The organism is Cohnella sp. SGD-V74 (assembly GCF_003001675.1).
In the GTDB taxonomy this organism is placed as follows: Bacteria; Bacillota; Bacilli; order Paenibacillales; family Paenibacillaceae; genus Cohnella.
On sequence record NZ_PVYW01000009.1, the window covers coordinates 16,987 to 34,483 of the forward strand.

20 protein-coding genes and 1 tRNA gene are annotated in these 17,497 nt (G+C 58.9%); 15 read left to right on the plus strand and 6 right to left on the minus strand.

Annotated features, from left to right (window positions below; all coding sequences use genetic code 11):
* Positions 1-156: 156 nt before the first annotated feature.
* A complete protein-coding gene (locus B0G52_RS14810; RefSeq protein ID WP_094045594.1) occupies positions 157-915 on the plus strand; it encodes a class I SAM-dependent methyltransferase in 759 nt (252 codons plus the stop codon).
* Positions 912-1,922, plus strand: coding sequence for an MBL fold metallo-hydrolase (locus B0G52_RS14815; protein ID WP_094045595.1), 1,011 nt, complete (start codon positions 912-914; stop codon positions 1,920-1,922). The genes B0G52_RS14810 and B0G52_RS14815 overlap by 4 nt, the downstream gene beginning before the upstream one ends.
* A 74-nt stretch (positions 1,923-1,996) precedes the next feature.
* Here the strand turns inward: B0G52_RS14815 and B0G52_RS14820 are convergent, their stop codons facing one another.
* Entirely contained in the window at positions 1,997-2,536 is a 540-nt protein-coding gene (locus B0G52_RS14820) for a phosphatidylglycerophosphatase A family protein (RefSeq protein ID WP_094045597.1), read from the minus strand.
* Positions 2,537-2,694: 158 nt separating this feature from the next.
* Between B0G52_RS14820 and B0G52_RS14825 the strand changes: the two genes are divergently transcribed.
* From B0G52_RS14825 to B0G52_RS14835, 3 genes are all read left to right on the plus strand, one after another.
* Positions 2,695-3,783, plus strand: coding sequence for a GerMN domain-containing protein (locus tag B0G52_RS14825; protein WP_094045599.1), 1,089 nt, complete (start codon positions 2,695-2,697; stop codon positions 3,781-3,783).
* 176 nt (positions 3,784-3,959) lie between these two features.
* Complete coding sequence (gene rph / locus B0G52_RS14830; protein ID WP_094045601.1) at positions 3,960-4,706, plus strand: ribonuclease PH; 747 nt, start codon at positions 3,960-3,962, stop codon at positions 4,704-4,706.
* Entirely contained in the window at positions 4,703-5,350 is a 648-nt protein-coding gene (locus B0G52_RS14835) for an XTP/dITP diphosphatase (protein WP_369827065.1), read from the plus strand. Before rph ends, B0G52_RS14835 begins: the two co-directional genes overlap by 4 nt.
* A gap of 173 nt (positions 5,351-5,523) precedes the next feature.
* Here B0G52_RS14835 and asnB read toward each other — a convergent pair whose 3' ends face one another.
* On the minus strand, positions 5,524-7,380 hold the full coding sequence (asnB, locus tag B0G52_RS14840) for an asparagine synthase (glutamine-hydrolyzing) (protein ID WP_094045603.1): 1,857 nt from the start codon (positions 7,378-7,380) through the stop codon (positions 5,524-5,526).
* Positions 7,381-7,559: 179 nt separating this feature from the next.
* Between asnB and B0G52_RS14845 the strand changes: the two genes are divergently transcribed.
* The 3 genes from B0G52_RS14845 to B0G52_RS14850 all read left to right on the plus strand — a co-directional run bounded on the left by B0G52_RS14845 (position 7,560) and on the right by B0G52_RS14850 (position 8,970).
* Positions 7,560-7,886 carry a hypothetical protein gene (locus B0G52_RS14845; RefSeq protein WP_094045605.1) on the plus strand — a complete coding sequence of 109 codons (327 nt, stop codon included), beginning with the start codon at positions 7,560-7,562 and terminating at the stop codon, positions 7,884-7,886.
* Positions 7,887-7,908: 22 nt separating this feature from the next.
* Positions 7,909-8,049 (plus strand): hypothetical protein, encoded by a 141-nt coding sequence (locus B0G52_RS35595; protein ID WP_158223719.1) that lies wholly within the window; start codon positions 7,909-7,911, stop codon positions 8,047-8,049.
* Positions 8,050-8,184: 135 nt separating this feature from the next.
* A complete protein-coding gene (locus tag B0G52_RS14850; protein ID WP_094045607.1) occupies positions 8,185-8,970 on the plus strand; it encodes a DeoR/GlpR family DNA-binding transcription regulator in 786 nt (261 codons plus the stop codon).
* Positions 8,971-8,973: 3 nt separating this feature from the next.
* On the opposite strand, the gene B0G52_RS14855 is transcribed toward B0G52_RS14850, so the two are convergent.
* Both B0G52_RS14855 and B0G52_RS14860 read right to left on the minus strand, forming a co-directional pair.
* Positions 8,974-9,402, minus strand: a complete 429-nt coding sequence (locus B0G52_RS14855) for an EamA family transporter (RefSeq protein ID WP_094045609.1) — start codon at positions 9,400-9,402, stop codon at positions 8,974-8,976.
* 93 nt (positions 9,403-9,495) lie between these two features.
* Entirely contained in the window at positions 9,496-10,059 is a 564-nt protein-coding gene (locus B0G52_RS14860) for a GNAT family N-acetyltransferase (RefSeq protein ID WP_094045611.1), read from the minus strand.
* 193 nt (positions 10,060-10,252) lie between these two features.
* On the opposite strand from B0G52_RS14860, the gene B0G52_RS14865 reads away from it, so the two are divergent.
* Positions 10,253-10,329, plus strand: a tRNA-Arg gene (locus B0G52_RS14865).
* 115 nt (positions 10,330-10,444) lie between these two features.
* On the opposite strand, the gene B0G52_RS14870 is transcribed toward B0G52_RS14865, so the two are convergent.
* Together B0G52_RS14870 and B0G52_RS14875 are read right to left on the minus strand one after the other, a co-directional pair.
* Positions 10,445-10,648: a hypothetical protein gene (locus B0G52_RS14870; protein WP_094045613.1), complete on the minus strand. Its 204-nt coding sequence runs from the start codon at positions 10,646-10,648 to the stop codon at positions 10,445-10,447.
* Positions 10,649-10,917: 269 nt separating this feature from the next.
* Entirely contained in the window at positions 10,918-11,049 is a 132-nt protein-coding gene (locus tag B0G52_RS14875; RefSeq protein ID WP_094045614.1) for a sporulation protein YjcZ, read from the minus strand.
* A gap of 278 nt (positions 11,050-11,327) precedes the next feature.
* Here B0G52_RS14875 and B0G52_RS14880 point away from each other — a divergent pair, with 278 nt between their 5' ends.
* From B0G52_RS14880 to B0G52_RS14905, 6 genes are all read left to right on the plus strand, one after another.
* A complete protein-coding gene (locus B0G52_RS14880) occupies positions 11,328-12,257 on the plus strand; it encodes a hypothetical protein (RefSeq protein WP_233162689.1) in 930 nt (309 codons plus the stop codon).
* A gap of 98 nt (positions 12,258-12,355) precedes the next feature.
* On the plus strand, positions 12,356-13,645 hold the full coding sequence (tig, locus tag B0G52_RS14885; protein WP_094045616.1) for a trigger factor: 1,290 nt from the start codon (positions 12,356-12,358) through the stop codon (positions 13,643-13,645).
* A gap of 183 nt (positions 13,646-13,828) precedes the next feature.
* Positions 13,829-14,431: an ATP-dependent Clp endopeptidase proteolytic subunit ClpP gene (gene clpP, locus B0G52_RS14890; RefSeq protein WP_094045618.1), complete on the plus strand. Its 603-nt coding sequence runs from the start codon at positions 13,829-13,831 to the stop codon at positions 14,429-14,431.
* 81 nt (positions 14,432-14,512) lie between these two features.
* Positions 14,513-15,769 carry an ATP-dependent protease ATP-binding subunit ClpX gene (clpX, locus tag B0G52_RS14895; RefSeq protein ID WP_094045620.1) on the plus strand — a complete coding sequence of 419 codons (1,257 nt, stop codon included), beginning with the start codon at positions 14,513-14,515 and terminating at the stop codon, positions 15,767-15,769.
* A gap of 119 nt (positions 15,770-15,888) precedes the next feature.
* Positions 15,889-16,989 (plus strand): flavodoxin-dependent (E)-4-hydroxy-3-methylbut-2-enyl-diphosphate synthase, encoded by a 1,101-nt coding sequence (ispG, locus tag B0G52_RS14900; RefSeq protein WP_094045622.1) that lies wholly within the window; start codon positions 15,889-15,891, stop codon positions 16,987-16,989.
* Position 16,990: 1 nt separating this feature from the next.
* Positions 16,991-17,488, plus strand: coding sequence for a PCYCGC motif-containing (lipo)protein (locus B0G52_RS14905; protein WP_198960656.1), 498 nt, complete (start codon positions 16,991-16,993; stop codon positions 17,486-17,488).
* Positions 17,489-17,497: the final 9 nt, after the last annotated feature.

Consider the following 17,497-nt stretch of genomic DNA (forward strand, 5'->3'; position numbering starts at 1 on the left):
TCCTTCCCGGGGGCTAGCGAGAATACTCCATCATATGAGGACATCTATCCATCGGTGATTGCCCCGGTTCGATTGGGACTGGCGCATAACGGGCGCACAATTGAGCGCGAAGGCTGTCCGCCGAGGGCATAGAAGTGTCGAAAGGGATTTCGTTGCATGCGAGACTGGTTCAAGGAAAGCTTCGGAGAAGATTATAAAATCGTCTACCGGCACCGAAGCCGGGCCGACGCGGCGCGGGAAATCGGGGCGATGACGCGGTGGATGGAGCTTCGTCCCGGCTCCGCGGTCGTGGACGTCGGCTGCGGCATGGGCAGGCATGCGATGGCGCTCGGAAAATTGGGCTATAACGTCACCGGATTGGACCTGTCCGAGGCGCTGCTGCGCGAGGCCCAGCGAGCCGATGCGGAAGGGATCGTCAATTGGGTGCGGGGGGATATGCGAAGCTTGCCGTTCCCGGAGGCGTCGTTCGACGCGGCGGTGAACTGGTTCACCTCGTTCGGTTATTTCTCGGACGAGCGGGACAACGGGAAGGCGCTTCGGGAGATCGGCAGAGTGCTGAAGCCGGGAGGCAGGTTTCTGATCGACTTCCTGAATCCGGGCGACGTGAAGCGTCATCTCGTTCCGGAGTCGGAACGGATAGACGGGCCGAGCGGCTGCCTGATCCGGGAGCGACGGGAGATCGAAGGCGATTTCGTCGTCAAAAGGATCGAAGTGATACCGCCCGTGCAGGAAGGGGATGCGGGCGACGCAAGAAGATACGAGGAGCGCGTCCGCTTGATCGGGTTGCGTAAGTTCGAGGGGATGCTGGACGAGGCCGGCCTCGTTCTGGAACGGGTTTACGGGGATTACGAAGGCGGCCCTTACCGGGAGACGAGTTCCAAACGTTTGATTATGCTGGGGAGATGCGGACGATGAACGAGCGGATTGTGGAATTAGACGGAGGCTGGCTGCAAGTCAAGGTGCCGCTTCCTTATTCGTTAAAATGGGTCAACGCCTATTTGCTGCCCGAGGGCGACTCGGGCTGGACGGTGATCGATCCGGGACTGCGGCTGGAGGAAACGGAAGTGTTCTGGGAGGAGGTCATGAGGAGCCGGAATCTGGCATGGGGCGATATCGCGCGCATTGTCGTCACCCATCACCACCCGGATCATTACGGAATGGCCGGATGGTTTCAGGAGCGCGCCGGAGCTCCGGTCTGGATGTCTCCGGTCGCGCATAGCAACGCGAACAGGCTGTGGGGGGACGGCGAGACGTTCTCGGAACAGCTGACCGCGGCTTTCCTGCGCCATGGGCTTGCGGGAGAGCTGGAGGACGCCATGCGGGCGCATCTGACCGGATTCCGGGCCAAAGTGTCGCCGCATCCGAGCGAGGTGCGGCTGCTCTCTCCGGGCGAGACGTTCTCGATGGGCGGCGTCGAATGGGACGTGCACGGGGGAGAAGGCCATGCTCCGGGCCACTTGCTCTTCCATGACCGGACGAGCGGACGGCTGATCGGCGGGGATCAGGTGCTGACCGACATCTCGCCGAACATCGGCTGGATGCCGGGCGGTGATCCCGATCCGCTGCTGTCGTTCCTGGACAGCCTGCGGCGGCTGAGAGCGCTGGAGGTAAGCGAAGTATTCCCGGGGCATCGGTCGCCCTTTGCCCGCTTCCGCGAGCGGATCGACGAACTGCTCGACCATCACGGGCGCCGCATGAACAAGATGGCGGAGCTGATCGGAGAGCGGGAGCTGACGGCGTTCGAGGTTTGCGAGCTGCTGTTCGGGGCGAGGCTGAGGGACAACGCGCACAACTTGCGCTTCGCTCTCGCGGAAACGATCGCCCACCTCGTCCGGATGGAGGCCGAAGGGACGGTCGTCCGCGCCGCGAGAGCGGGCGCATCCGGTGAAGCAACCGAATACTGGCGACTGGAACGAAGCTGATTCGCTTCGGTCCGGGAACAGGCAGGGGCCATCCTCTAAGTCATTCATTAGACTTAGGGGATGGCCCCGTTCGTTTATTGTCCGTCGCCAAGGGCGGACTCCTCGCGCTCTTCCTGCTTGCGGTGAGCGATGCGGCTCGAAGCGGACGCGGCGATCGCGCCGACGATATCGTCCAGGAAAGTGTGGGTTTCTCCGCTGTTCTTGTCGTTCAGCTTTTTCAGGACGCCGGGCTTGAGCTTGTCGACGTAGCCGAAATTGGTCAGGCCGATGCTGCCGTAGACGTTGACAATGCTGAGCGCCAATATTTCATCGCATCCGTAGAGCCCTTCGTCGTAGGCGATCATATCCTGCAGGGGCTGCAGAAGCTTGCCTTCCTCCGCGAGCATATCGAGCTGGATGCCGGTCAATACCGCATTTTGCACCTCGCGCTTGGACAGGACCGCCTCGACGTTCACGACGCATTCGGCGAGCGTCAGATCCGGGAAATAATCTTTCTGAAGGAGCATGACGAGCTGTCCGATCTGCTCCTTGGTTACGCCTCGTTTCGTCAGCCACTCTTCGGTCGCTCTTGCGACTTCTTTGCTGTTAAGGCGGTATACGTTCGGTTGGGACATCAACAACACCTCTTTCCGAAGCCTGCCGGCCTCCGTCTGAACTCGTTTGGACAAACTAACATATTTGTACCGAGGGCTCGTATACATAGTACTACAAATAGAGTTCCGGTGGAACGGCGGCCTATTCGTCTGACCCAATTATGAGGGAGGATTAATCAATGAGAACGAAACCGAACCGCACGGCCAAGCTGAGAAAATGGGCGCTGCTCCTGCTGCTCGTTCCTCTGCTCTCCGCCTGTAGCATCTGGGGAGGAAGCAAGGGAGACGTTGCCGATAAGACGAGCATCGATCCGCCGCCCAAAGATTTGGAGGAGGCGTGGATTCAGGGCGTCGAACAGTCGGCGATCGCGGAAGCCGGCGAGATGATTACGGTCTATTTGCTTGACCGCAACGAATATTTGGCTCCGATGTCCCTGCGGGCCGATCAGGAGCAGGATCAGGAACAGTCCGCCCCGGTCTCCGGCGCAGAGAAGGCGATCGCCTGGATGACCGTGAGCAGGCAGCTGGCGGATCAACTGCCGCCCGGCTTCGCGGCCGTGCTGCCGGAAGGGACCAAGGTCAACTCCGTAACGGAAGACGCCGCCGAACAGACGATATCCGTCGACTTCGCCGCGCCGCTTCCCGGAATTCCGGCCTCGCGGGAGCGGAAGGTGATCGAAGCGCTCGTCTGGACGTTAACCGAGCTGCCCGGCATCGACAAGGTGAAGCTGTCGGTCGGCGGCAAGCCGATCCGCTCGCTGCCCTCCTCGGGCTTGCCGGTCGATCCCGTCTTGACCCGCGGGCTCGGCATCAACCTGGAGAAGGTCAAGGACGTCCAGCCGACGTACGCGATGGGCGTAACGCTGTATTTCGCTTCCCAAACCGCCGAAGGGGAAGGTTACTTCGTCCCCGTCACGCGGCTCGTCAACCGTCAGGAAGACGTCGCCAAGGCGGCGCTTGAGCAGTTGATCGCGGGGCCGCAGGATACGAAATCGCTTCAGGCGGTCATGACGCCGGACATGTCGGTCGAGAAGCTCGTCCGCATGGCCGATACGGTCAACGTGTCCCTGAAGGATGCGTCGGGAATGCCCAAGTCCGAAGTGCCGTCGAGCATGATGGAGGCGCTCGTGCTTACGCTGACCGAGGCGGCCGACCTGCCGCAGGTGAGCGTCGTCATGAACGGCGACGATTCGTTCCTGGACTCCGAGCAGCGGGCTTACGACCGACCGGTCACCCGTCCTATGTACGTCAATCCGCTTAACCGCTGAGCCATTATGTATCGGCCGCGTCTTCTCGGAATCCGAGCGAGACGCGGCTTTTTGCGCTGCCTGGGCATCATGGACTGCCGCTTACTACTTTTTCAACCCGCCTGACAACCGTGCGGATGCTTTTGCGTGCAACGTCTGGTAAAATGGGTGAGATTGAGTACTTGGGAGGTTAATCAATGAGATCCGATGGCAGACAAGATCGCGACCTGCGGCCGTTCGCAGTTGCGCTTCACCCGAATAAATACGCGGAGGGCTCCGTGCTCATCGAAGTCGGGAACACGAAAGTATTATGCACGGCATCCGTGGAAGAGAGAGTGCCCCCGTTCCTGAAAGGGCAGGGCAAAGGCTGGGTAACGGCGGAATACGCCATGCTTCCCAGGGCGACGCACACCCGTAACCAGCGGGAGGCGGCCAAGGGCAAGCTGACCGGAAGAACGATGGAAATCCAGCGCTTGATCGGACGGGCTCTGCGCTCCGTAGTCGACCTGCACGCGCTTGGAGAACGGACGATTACGCTCGACTGCGACGTGCTTCAGGCGGACGGCGGGACGAGAACGACTTCCATTACAGGCGCCTATATCGCGCTGGCGTTGGCGATACATAAGCTGTCGGGCACGGTTTCGTTCGATAAATATCCGTTGAGGGATTATTTGGCTTCCGTCAGCGTCGGGGTCATTCAGGATCTGCCGGTCGTCGATCTGAACTACGAGGAGGACTCGAAGGCGAAGGTCGACATGAACGTGGTTATGACGGGAGCGGGAGCTTTCGTCGAAGTTCAGGGCACGGGCGAGGAAGCTCCGTTCACCAGACAGGAACTGGATCAGATGCTCGGATTGGCGGAAGCCGGCATTCGCCGGTTGATCGAGCTGCAGAAGGAGACGCTGGGAGAGGCCGGAGCTCGGATCGGCGGTGGCAAGCGGTGATTCGCCAAGGAGATACGCTGCTGATCGCGACGAGGAACCGCGGGAAGACGAAGGAGTTTCGCGAGGCATTTCTCCGGATCGGGGTCGAAGTCAAAGATTTGAACGAGGTCGAAGGCATTCCGGATATCGAGGAGACGGGAACGACATTTGAGGAGAACGCGACGATCAAGGCGAAGGAAGTCGCCGCCTTGGTCGGAATGCCGGTGCTCGCCGACGACTCCGGTCTGTGCGTGGACGCGTTGGACGGAGCGCCCGGCGTATACTCCGCGCGTTACGCCGGCGAGCCGGGGAACGACGCCGCGAACAATGCGAAGCTGCTTCGCGAGCTGGAACGGATTGGGGCGCCGATCGTTCCGCTGCCGGAAGCGGGGGAAGAGTTCGCGACGCTGAGCTCGGCCAGGTTCGCCTGCTCGCTCGTCCTGTACGATCCATCGGATGAGAGCAAGGCGGCAGCGGAAGGTTACGTCGAGGGACGAATCATGAACCGCCCCCGCGGCGACGGCGGATTCGGCTACGATCCGCTGTTCTGGGTGCCTTCGCAGCGGCGCGGCATGGCCGAGCTGACGCTGGAGGAGAAAAACGCGATCAGCCACCGCGGGCAGGCTCTGAAGAAGCTGCTGGCGCTGCTTGAAGGCAAGGTGTAAACGAAAGGAGCTAATCTCCGATTAAGGGGATTAGCTCCTTTTTACTCGCGGACCCAATGTACGATTTTTTAGAGTAACGCGCACCGTTGAGGCCCATTTTGAGGGCCGTTGTACGATTCTTTAGAGTAACGCGCCCACCCCGCCGCAAGCCAACCCCGCCTATCACGCCCCTCCTACAACACCAGCTTCACTTTATAATGCCGCAGCCAGAAGTCGACCTGCAGCAAGTAGGCGAACAGCTGAGGGCCGGACATGAGTTGGCCGAACCACGGGATGTGGGAGCTGGCGTCGCTTGCCGCGGCGAGCTCGCGGATGCGGCTTGCGTCAATCAGCGGAAGCAGCGGGGAGGACGGATCGTCCAGCCGCTCCAGCAGCCGGCCGCGCACGGCAGCCAAGTAGTTCGGGTTGTGCGTCTTCGGATAAGGGCTCTTCTTGCGGTAGAGCACGTCGTTCGGGAGCACCCCCTCGAGCGACTTGCGGAGGATGCCTTTTTCGCGCATGCCCGCCGTCTTGATCTCCCAAGGGATGTTGAACACGTATTGTACGAGCCGGTGATCGCAATAGGGTACCCGGACTTCAAGGCCGACGGCCATGCTCATTCTGTCCTTGCGGTCGAGCAAGGTCGGCATGAACCGGGTAATGTTCAAATACGACATGCGCCGCATCCGCCGGCGGTCCTCATCCTCGCCCGGAAGGTGCGGTACTTCGGCGACGGCTTGCGCATAGCGGTCGGCCAAATATTCCCGCGGCCTGAGCTTCGTTCTGAGCTCCGGGGATAACAGGCCGGCCCGCAGGTCAGTCGCCAGAGACCAAGGGAACGTCTCCGCCTTAAGCGCCTCTTCCCGATGAAACCACGGATAACCTCCGAAGATTTCGTCGGCCGCCTCGCCCGATATCGCCACCGTCGCTTCTTTTTTAATCTCCCGGCAAAATAAATACAAGGAAGCGTCAATGTCCGCCATGCCGGGCAAATCCTTGGCCAGCACCGCGACGTCGAGCGCTCCCGCGAGCTCCGGCGTATCGAACTGCTTCGGATGGTGAACCGTCGACAAATAGTCGTTCATCCGCTTGATCCAGGGCGCGTCCGCGTTTGGCTGAAAATCGTGCGCTTGAAAATGCTTGTCGTTGTCGACGTAATCGACCGAGAACGTATGAACCTGGCCCTGCCCGGTTCTCTTATAGTAGTCGACCGCAAGCGCCGTCAGCGCGCTGGAGTCGAGTCCGCCGGACAGCAGCGTGCAGATCGGCACGTCGGAGACGAGCTGACGTTCGACCGTGTCCGCGAGCAGCTCGCGCACCGCTTCGGCCGTCTGCTCGACGTTCTGCTCATGCTCCGCGCTGTGCAGCTGCCAGTAAGCATACTGCTTCATGCCGTTGCGATCGTACAGCAGGCAGTGCCCGGGCTTCAGCTCGTAAATGTCCTTCCATACGCCGTGGCCGGGCGTGCGCGCCGGGCCGATGACGAACAGCTCCGCCAAGCCTTCCGCGTCGATCGCGGCCTCCACGCCGGGATGGGCCAGAATCGCCTTCGGCTCCGAGCCGAACAGCAGCCGCCCTTCCTCGCGGCGATAGAACAGCGGCTTGACTCCGAGCCGGTCTCTGGCCATAAACAATTTTTGCTCCGCCGTATGCCACACCGCGAACGCGAAAATGCCGTTAAGCTTGTCGACGCTGTCCGGTCCCCATTCCACGTACGCTTGCAGCAGCACCTCCGTGTCGCACGTCGTGCGGAAACGGTAGCCGAGCGATTCCAGTTCCTTGCGAAGCTCCGGCGCGTTGTACAGCTCTCCGTTATACACAAGCACGCAGTCGTGGCTGTCCGAGCCTCTGGCCGGACGAACCATCGGCTGGGCTCCGCCCGCGGGGTCCATTACGCACAATCGCCGATGTCCAAAAGCGCAATAGCGGGAAAGCCACGTGCCGCTTGCATCCGGTCCGCGTTGTTCGAGCGTCTCCGTCATTTTCTCGATCGTATCGGCCTGCTTCGTCAAATCCGCGGTCCAGTCCACCCATCCGGTAATTCCGCACATCGGTCTTCCCCTCCTTTCGAATCTTGAATTCAGCCGGTCCGCCTGCTCGGCGCTGAAAACCGGTCTTCTTGAACACACACTAAGATGGATATGCGAAAAAAGGCATAAGATGTATGTCCATGAGGAGAAAATACGTGAAGACTACGACCCGTTAACGGGGGAAAGGAGTCCGATGGCGCATGAACGACGCCGATACGCGGGATGGCGGCAGAAGGACTTATTACGTCGCGGTGGGACCCGGGCAAATTTTGACGGATCGCGGGGCGGCATCTTTCGAGTTCTCGATTCAGGCTACCGAAGCGGAGATCGACAAACTCGAGGAGTTGTTCCAGGAAGCCCAGGACGCGGACGAAGACGAGATTTTCGATTACAGCGGTTCTCCGACCATCTCCGATTCGCCCGAAAACGAAACCTACGACGCGCTGCTTAAAGATATTTACCGCATGCTGCACGATCTGGGCACCGACGAGACGAAACGCCATATCGAATCGATGAACATTTTGTAGCGCGGGGGGAGGTGAGAAAGCGGTGGCAGATCGATTCAAGAAAAACAAAGGCAATCAAATCGCCCATAAAGGCGAGGAATTCGTCGAAGAGACGCTCAAAACGAATATCGCCCATCCCGCCATGAACAATCCGGCGAGACCTAACCGGATCAGGCAAGGTTAACGATCAGCGGCCGCCCGTCCCTCCCAGGGGCAGGGCGGCTTATTTGCGCGCCGACGATTTACAGCGCTTGCCGGGTAGTGTACGCTTGACCTAACCGCGCATTCGCGGGCTTTATGCATGGATGGAGGTTAACCGATGTCGTTGATCGGGGAAGAGCGCAAAGCCTATATTTTGCAGCAATTGAACTTGGAAGGCAAAGTCAGAACCTACGATCTCGTCAACGAGCTGAAGGTGTCGTCGGAGACGATCCGCAAATATTTGGAGGAGCTCGAGGCGGACAACAAGCTGAAGCGCGTCTACGGCGGGGCGATGAAGCCGGACGAGGCGCGGGAAGAGCCGGCCTATCTGAAAAGGGAAGCGATCAATTCCGAGGAGAAGCGCCGCATCGGACTGGCGGCGGCGACGCTTGTCGAAGACGGGGACGTTATCTTCATCGACGACGGCACGACGACGCTGCCGATGATCGACAGCATAGTGGGGCGCAAAAACATTACGGTGCTGACGATCTGCGTCGCCGGCATGTGCAAGCTGATCGACTATGCGAACAGAGGGTTGTTCGGCGGCAAAATCTACTTTATCGGCGGAGAGATCGACGCGTCTCAGTCCCGTTCGACGGGAACGGTGGCGGTGCAGATGGCCGAGCTTTTCTATGTCGACAAAGCGTTCATTTCCGTCGACGGCTTGACGGTCGAACGGGGACTGACCGGCTTCGATACCCCGAGGGGAGTGCTCGCCCGCAAAATCATCGAGCACGCCAAGCAGACGGTCGTCGTCGCCGACAAGACGAAGTTCGGACAGGCCCAGTTGTTCAAGATCGCCGACTTGCAGGATATCGACCTCGTCGTCAGCGACGTCCCCGCGCCTTCGGAATGGAAGACCGCGCTGAAGGCCAAGCAGGTCGCCTGGATCGAGGCCGAGTGAAGATTACTTCCAAGCCACGAGAATGGCGCCGATGGCGATCAGCGCGACGCCTGCCGAATTGATCCACGAAATCCGCTCTCCCAGGAAGAAAAAGGCGAGCAGGACGGCAAGAACGACGCTCAGCTTGTCGATCGGCCCGACCTGGGACACTTTGCCCCCTTTGAGCGCGAGAAAATAAAACAGCCAGGACAGCGCGCCCGCCACGCCGCTGAGCACGATAAACGTCATCGCCTTCCTCTGGGCGAAGATTTCGCCGAGCTGGGCGAATTTCCCCTGTACGACGACCACGCCGAGCAGGAACAGCGCCATGATGACCGCGCGAATGGCGGTCGCCGAGTTGGCGTCGACGTCCTTGAGGCCGATTTTGCCGAAGACGGCGACAAGTGCCGCCGTCACGGCGGATAACAGCGCGTAAATCAACCACATTCCCATGACCGATTTCTCCTCCGCAATGCGATTTGAGGAGCCTTGCCCGCGAGTCGATGGAAGGCGCCGTCGACCTTAAGCGGATAGGCTCCGACCGACTTAATCCGGTTTTTTTACCATGTGCCAGTACGGTTTGCCGTGTATCTGGATTTCCTTGTCCGCGCGATAGCCCAGCTTGACATACAGCGCGTGCGCGCCTTCGTTCGTCTGATCGACGTTCAGCGCGATTTTGTCGCAGCCGAGCTCCTTGGCCCGGCCCTCGGCCGCCGCGATGAGCAATTTGGCGTACCCTTTGCCTTGATGCGACGGATCGACGGCGATGGCGTCTATGTAGTATTCGTCCTCGTCCGCCTCGTCGTCGATCGTCACGGAGGGATCTCCGCCCTTGCGGCGCAGATGCTCTAGAACAGGCTCGTACAATCGGCGCGCGTCGCTGCCGTGATAACACAAAATCATCCCGACGGGACGTCCGTCCTCTTCCAGCGCCAGAATGCACGAGCGGCTGAACCGGTTGCCCTCGGAGTCGATGAACGCTTCCAGCCGGCGCAGGACGTCTCCCTCGTCGTCTTCACCCGTCAACTGGTACGCGATGTCCTGTATGGCCAGCAGAATAAGGCGGGCAAGAGCCGGCGCGTCGCCGCTCCCGGCTTGTCGAATTGTCATGATGATCACCTGCGATCTTTAATTAAAGTAGTCCCGCTTGAATCGGCCGTCTTCGCTGTCGAGCAGGGGGAACGGCGTTTTGGGCGGTCTTCATTGATCTTAGCCTGTCGCAGGTCCGTTTTCAAACGGCACAATCCGAAAGGGAAAAAGAGGTTGCGCAACGCGAAGATGTGTGCTAATATACTTTTTGCGTGTCTCAGTAGCTCAGCTGGATAGAGCAACGCCCTTCTAAGGCGTCGGTCGGGGGTTCGAATCCCTCCTGGGACGCCATTTGGCAGACACATCCTTCATGCAATGATAAATGAAAAGCCCATAACCCGAACGCTCGGGATTATGGGCTTTTTGCCGCTTGCAACGCTCGCGGGCGCAGTTGCGGCACGAGGTTCTAACGCTTCTCCGAGGCAGGTTCCGACATGAACCAAGAGATGTGGGTGCATCTCTGGCAGACGAGAATCGTCGCGTTGCGATTCGCCCAATCCAAGCCAAAGAAAGTCGCGCCTCTCGAGTTCAGTTGCCGGTAATCTTTGTCGAAAGTATCGTTCCGGCAGCAGGGGCACACGATCGTAATGCCGTCGACGCTGAATCTCACGTGCAACAGCTCCTTTATCGGGGATATGTTGTAAGTATGTACGAAGAGCGGGGCGGATAGTTTCGGTAACGAGCTAACCTCCGCAACGAGCAAATCCCCGCTGCGGACGATCGCCGCGGCGGGGATTTCTCGACGATTCAGAGATCGTCTCCGACAACACGCCTTCACCGTCCTAAGGACGCGGAAGGCGTGTTTGCTTGGTTAAGCAACATTCGCCATCTAGCTTGGGATTCGAGATGTTTCCTGCGGCAGATAGGGAGGTGTAGCTCTTACCAGATGCCAGCACCGGCACGCAAGATAATTACGAGCAGAATGAACAGCACCAGCGCGAATGCAGCTGCGCCCATCCCGCCGCCGCCGTAGCAAGGGCCGGTTCCTGCGCCTCCAACCGGGTAACTCATGCAATCACCACCCAACTGCGAAGATTGAAGTCATGTGATAGCTTATGTGGAGGCGAATATACGGCCAGTGCATTCGCACAGATTGCGAACAATCCACTCCAGCCCACGCCAAACCGGGCGTCTTGTCATATAGTCGATCGATTTTGACTTCCCATCGACCGCTTTCGCGCAAGAAAGCGAGGGAAGGGGGCGGCGGTTTTTTATTTGGCCCCCGTTCATGCTATAATTTTCAGACGACGCGATTCAAATGCCGGTACAGGCGGAGGGGAACTGCCCACATGACGGATCGACCGAAGGATAATCTGGTGCTGTTTCCGAAGACACTGGATTATTATCAAATACAATTGACGAAAATGCTGGAGACAGAACGTTACGGCGACGCCAAAGCTTTGCTGGCCTTCCTCCTCCAGTGCAAGGGGGAGGCGGAGCGGCACCACACGGAGTGGCAGGCGCTGCTCGGGTGGCTCGAAGCCGCGTTCCCTTCGTTCGAAGGGGATTCGGGCTGCGACGCTTTCCTGCAGACCGACGGGAACGAAGAGGACGAAGGGGAAGAGGAGATTTTCCAACGCAGATTGTCGGAGCGAAGCCAAGCCGACGCCAACTACATACCGGAGCTGTTGGCCGCCCTGTACAACGGCGACGATCCGGGGCAGCAGATGCTCATCCTGGGACAGCTGCAGCATGTGTTTCATCCCGACATCGACGGTTCCCTCAGGCAGTGGCTGGCCAGAGAGGAATACATTCCTCCTCTCCAATACCGCGCCCTGCAGGCGATCCGGAAGCAGGGAGGAAGCGGACCTGTTGCGTTCTGGAGGGACGGAGAAAGCTTGACCGTGGAAGCGGCGGACACGCCGCTGAGCTTCGCGGAATTCCCCCAGGGCATGCACCAGGTGCTCGAGCGGGTGAAACAGTCGGCGGAAGTGTCGGATCCGACGCTGTCCTATTTCGCGGAAGAGACGTGGAAGGATTGCGCCGAGCTCGCTTACGGAACTCCGACTTTCAAGAGCATGGCCGAGGACGACGACGGCTCGTCGGACATCTGGGCCGCGGCGCTGCACCAGCTGTTGATGGAGAAGCTGCACGCGAAGCACGGCGACGAAGGAATCCGGGAGCAGTACGGCATTACGGACGAATTGCGCTTTCGCTACGAGCAGGCGCTGCGGTGGTTGAGAAACTACGCGATGGAGCCGCAAATCACGGATTCGTGATTGCGCCTTGAACCGAGCGCAATGTTGTTCTATAATGGAATGGTTTATGTGAATTGCCGCCATGCCGCGGCAAGATGTTACGGAGGGGAAAGCATAATATGACAGCAAACTGGGAAAAAATAGAGAAGAACCTCGGCGTTCTTGAAGTTGAAGTGGACGCGGAGCAAGTCGCTCTCGCATTGGACAAGGCATTCCGCAAGGTCGTTCAGAAAGTCAACGTTCCGGGTTTCCGCAAAGGCAAAGTGCCGCGCGCGATTTTCGAAGCCCGTTTCGGAATCGAGAGTCTGTATCAGGACGCCATCGACATCCTGCTTCCGGAAGCTTACACGAAGGCGATCGACGAAGTCGGCATCGAGCCGATCGATCGTCCGGAAGTCGACGTAGAGCAATTCTCCAAAGGCCAATCTTTCAAGTTCAAAGCGAAAGTTCCGGTCAAGCCGGAAGTGAAGCTCGGCGAGTACAAAGGCCTGGTCGTTGCCGCGGAGAGCGCGGAAGTGACGGAAGAAGAAGTGAGCGCGGAACTCGAGCGCCTGCAGCAGCGCCATGCGGAGCTGGTCGTCGTTGACGAAGGCCCCGCTCAACTGGGCGACTTCACTTCGATCGACTTCGAAGGCTTCCTGGACGGCGTTCCGTTCGAAGGCGGCAAAGGCGAGAAGTATTCCTTGGAGTTGGGCTCCGGTTCGTTCATTCCGGGCTTCGAAGACCAAGTCGTCGGCCTGAACATCGCGGAAGAGAAAGACATCGACGTTACGTTCCCTGAAAACTATCAAGCGGAGAACCTGGCCGGCAAAGCGGTCGTGTTCAAAGTGAAGCTGCACGAGATCAAGCGCAAGAGCCTGCCGACTCTCGACGACGAATTCGCCAAAGACGTCAGCGAGTTCGATACGCTGGACGAGTTCAAAGCGGATCTGGCGAAGAAGCTGGGCGAGCGCAAGGCGAAGGACGCGGAAGCGGCTCGCGAGACGGCGATCGTCGACAAGGCGGCGGAAGCGGCCGAGCTGGAAGTTCCGGAAGTGATGATCGAGACCGAGATCGGCGCCATGCTGAAGGACTTCGAGAACCGTCTGCGCCAGCAAGGCATGACGCTGGATCTGTACTATCAATTCAGCGGCCAGGACGAAGCGGCTCTGAAGGCGCAAATGCGCGGAGACGCCGAGAAGCGCGTTCGCAGCAACCTCGTGCTCGAAGAGATCGCCAAAGCCGAAAACCTGGAAGTGTCCGACGAGGACGTGAACGAGGAGCTCGAGAACCTGTCAAAGCTGTACAACCGCCCTGCGGAAGAGCTTCGCAACATTTTCGCTGGGAACGGCTACCTGGATAACCTGAACGCGGATCTGAAAGTCCGCAAAGCCGTGAAGTTCCTCGTAGAAAACAGCAAATCCGAGTAATTCCCGCAACATAGACAAGGCACGTGCAATCCGCGTGCCTTATTTTTCACCCCGAATACATACGAAACGCCGAACGCCGAAGCGACGATCGCCCGAAAACGACTCGTCAACATGACATTCCGATTTGAACGTGTTAAACTATTACCGAGATTCGAACGTCTAATGAGAAAAGGGGTTGGTAACATGCTAGTACCTATGGTCGTCGAACAAACGAATCGCGGAGAGCGGTCGTACGACATCTATTCGAGGCTCTTGAAGGACCGCATTATATTTCTCGGAAGCGCGATTGACGACGATGTCGCCAATCTCATTATCGCTCAGCTGCTGTTCTTGGCAGCGGAAGACCCGGAGAAAGATATTCATCTGTACATCAACTCCCCGGGCGGCTCGGTAACGGCCGGCATGGGAATTTTCGATACGATGCAGTTCATCAAGCCCGACGTGTCCACGATCTGCGTGGGAATGGCCGCCAGCATGGGGTCCTTGCTCCTGACCGCTGGCGCGCCCGGCAAGCGCTTCGCGCTTCCGAACAGCGAGATTATGATTCACCAGCCGCTGGGCGGGGTAAGAGGTCAGGCATCGGATATTAAAATTCACGCGGACTGGATCGTCAAGACGAAGCAGAAGCTGAATCAGATCTACGTCGATCGCACGGGCCAGCCTTATGAGAAGATCGAGCGGGATACCGATCGCGATAATTTCATGAGTGCCGAAGAGGCCGTGGCATACGGTCTCGTCGATCGCGTCATTACGCAGCCGACGGCCGTCGACAATCCGCAAGCCTAATATAGGCAACAACGTCCCGCGAGTTAAAAGTCCGGTTTCTCGAAAGCGGACACTAGGCGCGGTTGAATAAGGAGGGTTTACATGTTCAAGTTCAGCGACGAAAAAGGCCAGCTGAAATGCTCGTTCTGCGGCAAATCGCAGGATCAAGTCAGAAAGCTGGTTGCCGGTCCCGGCGTATATATATGCGACGAGTGCATCGAGCTTTGCACGGAGATCGTGGAGGAGGAGCTCGGTCACGAGGAAGAGCTCGATCTGAAGGATATTCCGAAACCGAAAGATATCCGCAACATTTTGGACCAATACGTCATCGGCCAGGAACAAGCGAAGAAATCCCTGTCGGTTGCCGTATACAATCACTACAAGCGCATTAACTCCCAAGCCAAGATCGAGGACGTCGAGCTGCAGAAGAGCAATATCATGCTCGTAGGTCCGACGGGTTCGGGCAAGACGCTGCTCGCGCAGACGATGGCCAAAATCCTGAACGTTCCGTTCGCGATCGCGGACGCGACTTCGCTCACGGAAGCGGGTTATGTCGGCGAAGACGTCGAGAACATTTTGCTTAAGCTGATCCAGGCTGCGGATTACGACGTGGAGAAGGCCGAGCGCGGCATCATCTACATCGACGAGATCGACAAGGTGGCCCGCAAATCCGAGAACCCTTCGATTACGCGCGACGTGTCCGGCGAAGGCGTGCAGCAGGCGCTGCTGAAAATTCTCGAAGGCACGGTCGCTTCCGTTCCTCCGCAAGGCGGACGCAAGCACCCGCACCAAGAGTTCATCCAGATCGACACGACGAACATTCTGTTCATCTGCGGCGGAGCGTTCGACGGTCTGGAGCAAATCATCAAGCGCCGTATCGGCAAAAAAGTGATCGGATTCAGCTCCGTCCTCGAAGGACAGAAGGATATGAAGCCGGGCGAGTATTTGTCTCTGGCCCAACCGGAAGATTTGCTGAAATTCGGCTTGATTCCCGAGTTCGTCGGCCGTCTGCCGGTCATCTCCACGCTGGAGCCGCTTGACGAGCCTGCATTGGTTCGCATTCTGTCCGAGCCGAAGAACGCTCTCGTCAAGCAGTACCAGAAGCTGCTGGAGATGGACAACGTCAAGCTCGAATTCGAGAGCGGCGCGTTGGAGGAGATCGCTCGCGAAGCGATCAAGCGGAATACGGGCGCGCGCGGACTTCGGGCGATCATCGAGAGCGTCATGCTCGACGTGATGTACGAAGTGCCTTCGCGAGACGACGTCGTCAACTGCCTGGTCACCGCCAAGGTGATCAAGGAGAAGATGGCGCCGGAGCTCACGACCAAAAAAGGCAAGAAAAAAGAAGAAAGCGCGTAACGGGAGCAGGACGGAAGCCGCCGCAAGGCCTTTCGGCCGCCGCGGAATTCGCCTAGATTGCCGGTTCCACCCCGCGCTCATGCGGGGTGGACTTTGGCGTATACAGGGGAGAAACATATATGTACAAACGTACGGATACCGTCGCCGTCCAAGTCGGCAACCTGACGATCGGCGGCAACAACAAGGTCATCTTGCAGAGTATGTGCACGACGAAAACCGCGGACGTGGAAGCCACCGTCGCCGAGATCAAGCGGCTGGAGGAAGCGGGCTGCCAGATCGTCCGCGTCACCGTCAATAACAAGGAAGCGGCCGAAGCGATCAAGGAGATCAAGAAGCGCATCAGCATTCCGCTTGTCGCCGACATTCATTTCGACTACAGATTGGCTCTGCTGGCGATCGAGAACGGCATCGACAAAGTTCGGATCAATCCCGGCAACATCGGCCGCCGCGAGAAAGTCGAGGCGGTCGTCAAGGCGTGCAAGGAACGGGGCATCCCGATCCGGATCGGCGTGAACGCGGGATCGCTGGAAAACCATCTGCTCGAGAAGTACGGCTACCCGACGGCCGAAGCGATGGTCGAGAGCGCGTTGTTCCACATCGGCATTCTCGAAGAGCTCGATTTCCATGACATCATCGTTTCTCTGAAGGCGTCCGACGTTCCGATGGCGATCGAGGCGTATACGAAAGCGGCCGAAGTGATCCGTTATCCGCTCCACCTGGGCATTACCGAGGCCGGTACGCTGTTCTCCGGCACGATCAAGAGCTCCGCGGGGCTTGGCGTCCTGCTGAACCACGGCATCGGCAACACGATGAGAATCTCGCTCAGCGCGGACCCGGTGGAAGAGATCAAGGTAGCCAGGGAGCTGCTGAAGGTGTTCGGTCTGATTACCGACGCGCCGACGCTTATCTCTTGCCCGACCTGCGGGCGGCTCGATATCGACTTGTTCGCTGTGGCGAACGAGGTCGAGGAATATTTGTCCAAGCTCAAGGTTCCGATCAAGGTATCCGTTCTCGGCTGCGCCGTCAACGGACCGGGCGAAGCTCGCGAAGCCGACATCGGCATTGCCGGCGCGCGGGGCGAAGGCATGCTGTTCCGTTACGGCGAGATGATCCGCAAAGTGCCGGAGGCGGAGCTCGTTAACGAGTTGAAGAAAGAAATCGACCAGATCGCGGCGGCGTATGCCGAGACGGGAGTTATACCGGGGAGGAGACATGGCTAAGATGAAGAAGCTGGCGGTTGCGGCGCTGGGCCTCGGGCTGCTGGTCATGAGCGCCTGCGGGAAAGCCGAACAGGCTTCTTCCGGCGAGGGACATTCGTCCCACGCTTCCCATGCGCCTAACGGCGATCTCAGGGAGATTACCGCTTCGTCGGATACGTTGCCCTTCTTTCTGGAGGAGCAGCCGGACGCGGTCAGGCTGGCTTACCAGATCGCCGGCGCGCTCGACGACACGCTGCAATGGATTCCTTGTTATTGCGGCTGCGGCGGCAGCGCAGGACATAAGAGCAATCTGAACTGCTTCATCCACGAGGTTCGCGAGGACGGGACCGTCGAGTGGGACGATCACGGCACAAGGTGCGGCGTCTGCGTCCAGATCGCCGTCGAGTCGGCTCAGCTGAAGCAGCAAGGCAAGTCGAACTTGGACATTCGCAAGCATATCGACAGCAAATATCAAACCGGATACGCCAAGCCTACGGATACGCCGATGCCTTCGGCGTAAGGCGGGCGT

Coding starts and splice junctions, on each gene's coding strand:
- B0G52_RS14810 (WP_094045594.1), top strand. CDS start 157: ATGCGAGACTGGTTCAAGGAAAGCTTCGGAGAAGATTATAAAATCGTC.
- B0G52_RS14815 (WP_094045595.1), top strand. CDS start 912: ATGAACGAGCGGATTGTGGAATTAGACGGAGGCTGGCTGCAAGTCAAG.
- B0G52_RS14820 (WP_094045597.1), bottom strand. CDS start 2,536: ATGTCCCAACCGAACGTATACCGCCTTAACAGCAAAGAAGTCGCAAGA.
- B0G52_RS14825 (WP_094045599.1), top strand. CDS start 2,695: ATGAGAACGAAACCGAACCGCACGGCCAAGCTGAGAAAATGGGCGCTG.
- rph (WP_094045601.1), top strand. CDS start 3,960: ATGAGATCCGATGGCAGACAAGATCGCGACCTGCGGCCGTTCGCAGTT.
- asnB (WP_094045603.1), bottom strand. CDS start 7,380: ATGTGCGGAATTACCGGATGGGTGGACTGGACCGCGGATTTGACGAAG.
- B0G52_RS14845 (WP_094045605.1), top strand. CDS start 7,560: ATGAACGACGCCGATACGCGGGATGGCGGCAGAAGGACTTATTACGTC.
- B0G52_RS14850 (WP_094045607.1), top strand. CDS start 8,185: ATGTCGTTGATCGGGGAAGAGCGCAAAGCCTATATTTTGCAGCAATTG.
- B0G52_RS14855 (WP_094045609.1), bottom strand. CDS start 9,402: ATGGGAATGTGGTTGATTTACGCGCTGTTATCCGCCGTGACGGCGGCA.
- B0G52_RS14860 (WP_094045611.1), bottom strand. CDS start 10,059: ATGACAATTCGACAAGCCGGGAGCGGCGACGCGCCGGCTCTTGCCCGC.
- B0G52_RS14875 (WP_094045614.1), bottom strand. CDS start 11,049: ATGAGTTACCCGGTTGGAGGCGCAGGAACCGGCCCTTGCTACGGCGGC.
- B0G52_RS14880 (WP_233162689.1), top strand. CDS start 11,328: ATGACGGATCGACCGAAGGATAATCTGGTGCTGTTTCCGAAGACACTG.
- tig (WP_094045616.1), top strand. CDS start 12,356: ATGACAGCAAACTGGGAAAAAATAGAGAAGAACCTCGGCGTTCTTGAA.
- clpP (WP_094045618.1), top strand. CDS start 13,829: ATGCTAGTACCTATGGTCGTCGAACAAACGAATCGCGGAGAGCGGTCG.
- clpX (WP_094045620.1), top strand. CDS start 14,513: ATGTTCAAGTTCAGCGACGAAAAAGGCCAGCTGAAATGCTCGTTCTGC.
- ispG (WP_094045622.1), top strand. CDS start 15,889: ATGTACAAACGTACGGATACCGTCGCCGTCCAAGTCGGCAACCTGACG.
- B0G52_RS14905 (WP_198960656.1), top strand. CDS start 16,991: ATGAAGAAGCTGGCGGTTGCGGCGCTGGGCCTCGGGCTGCTGGTCATG.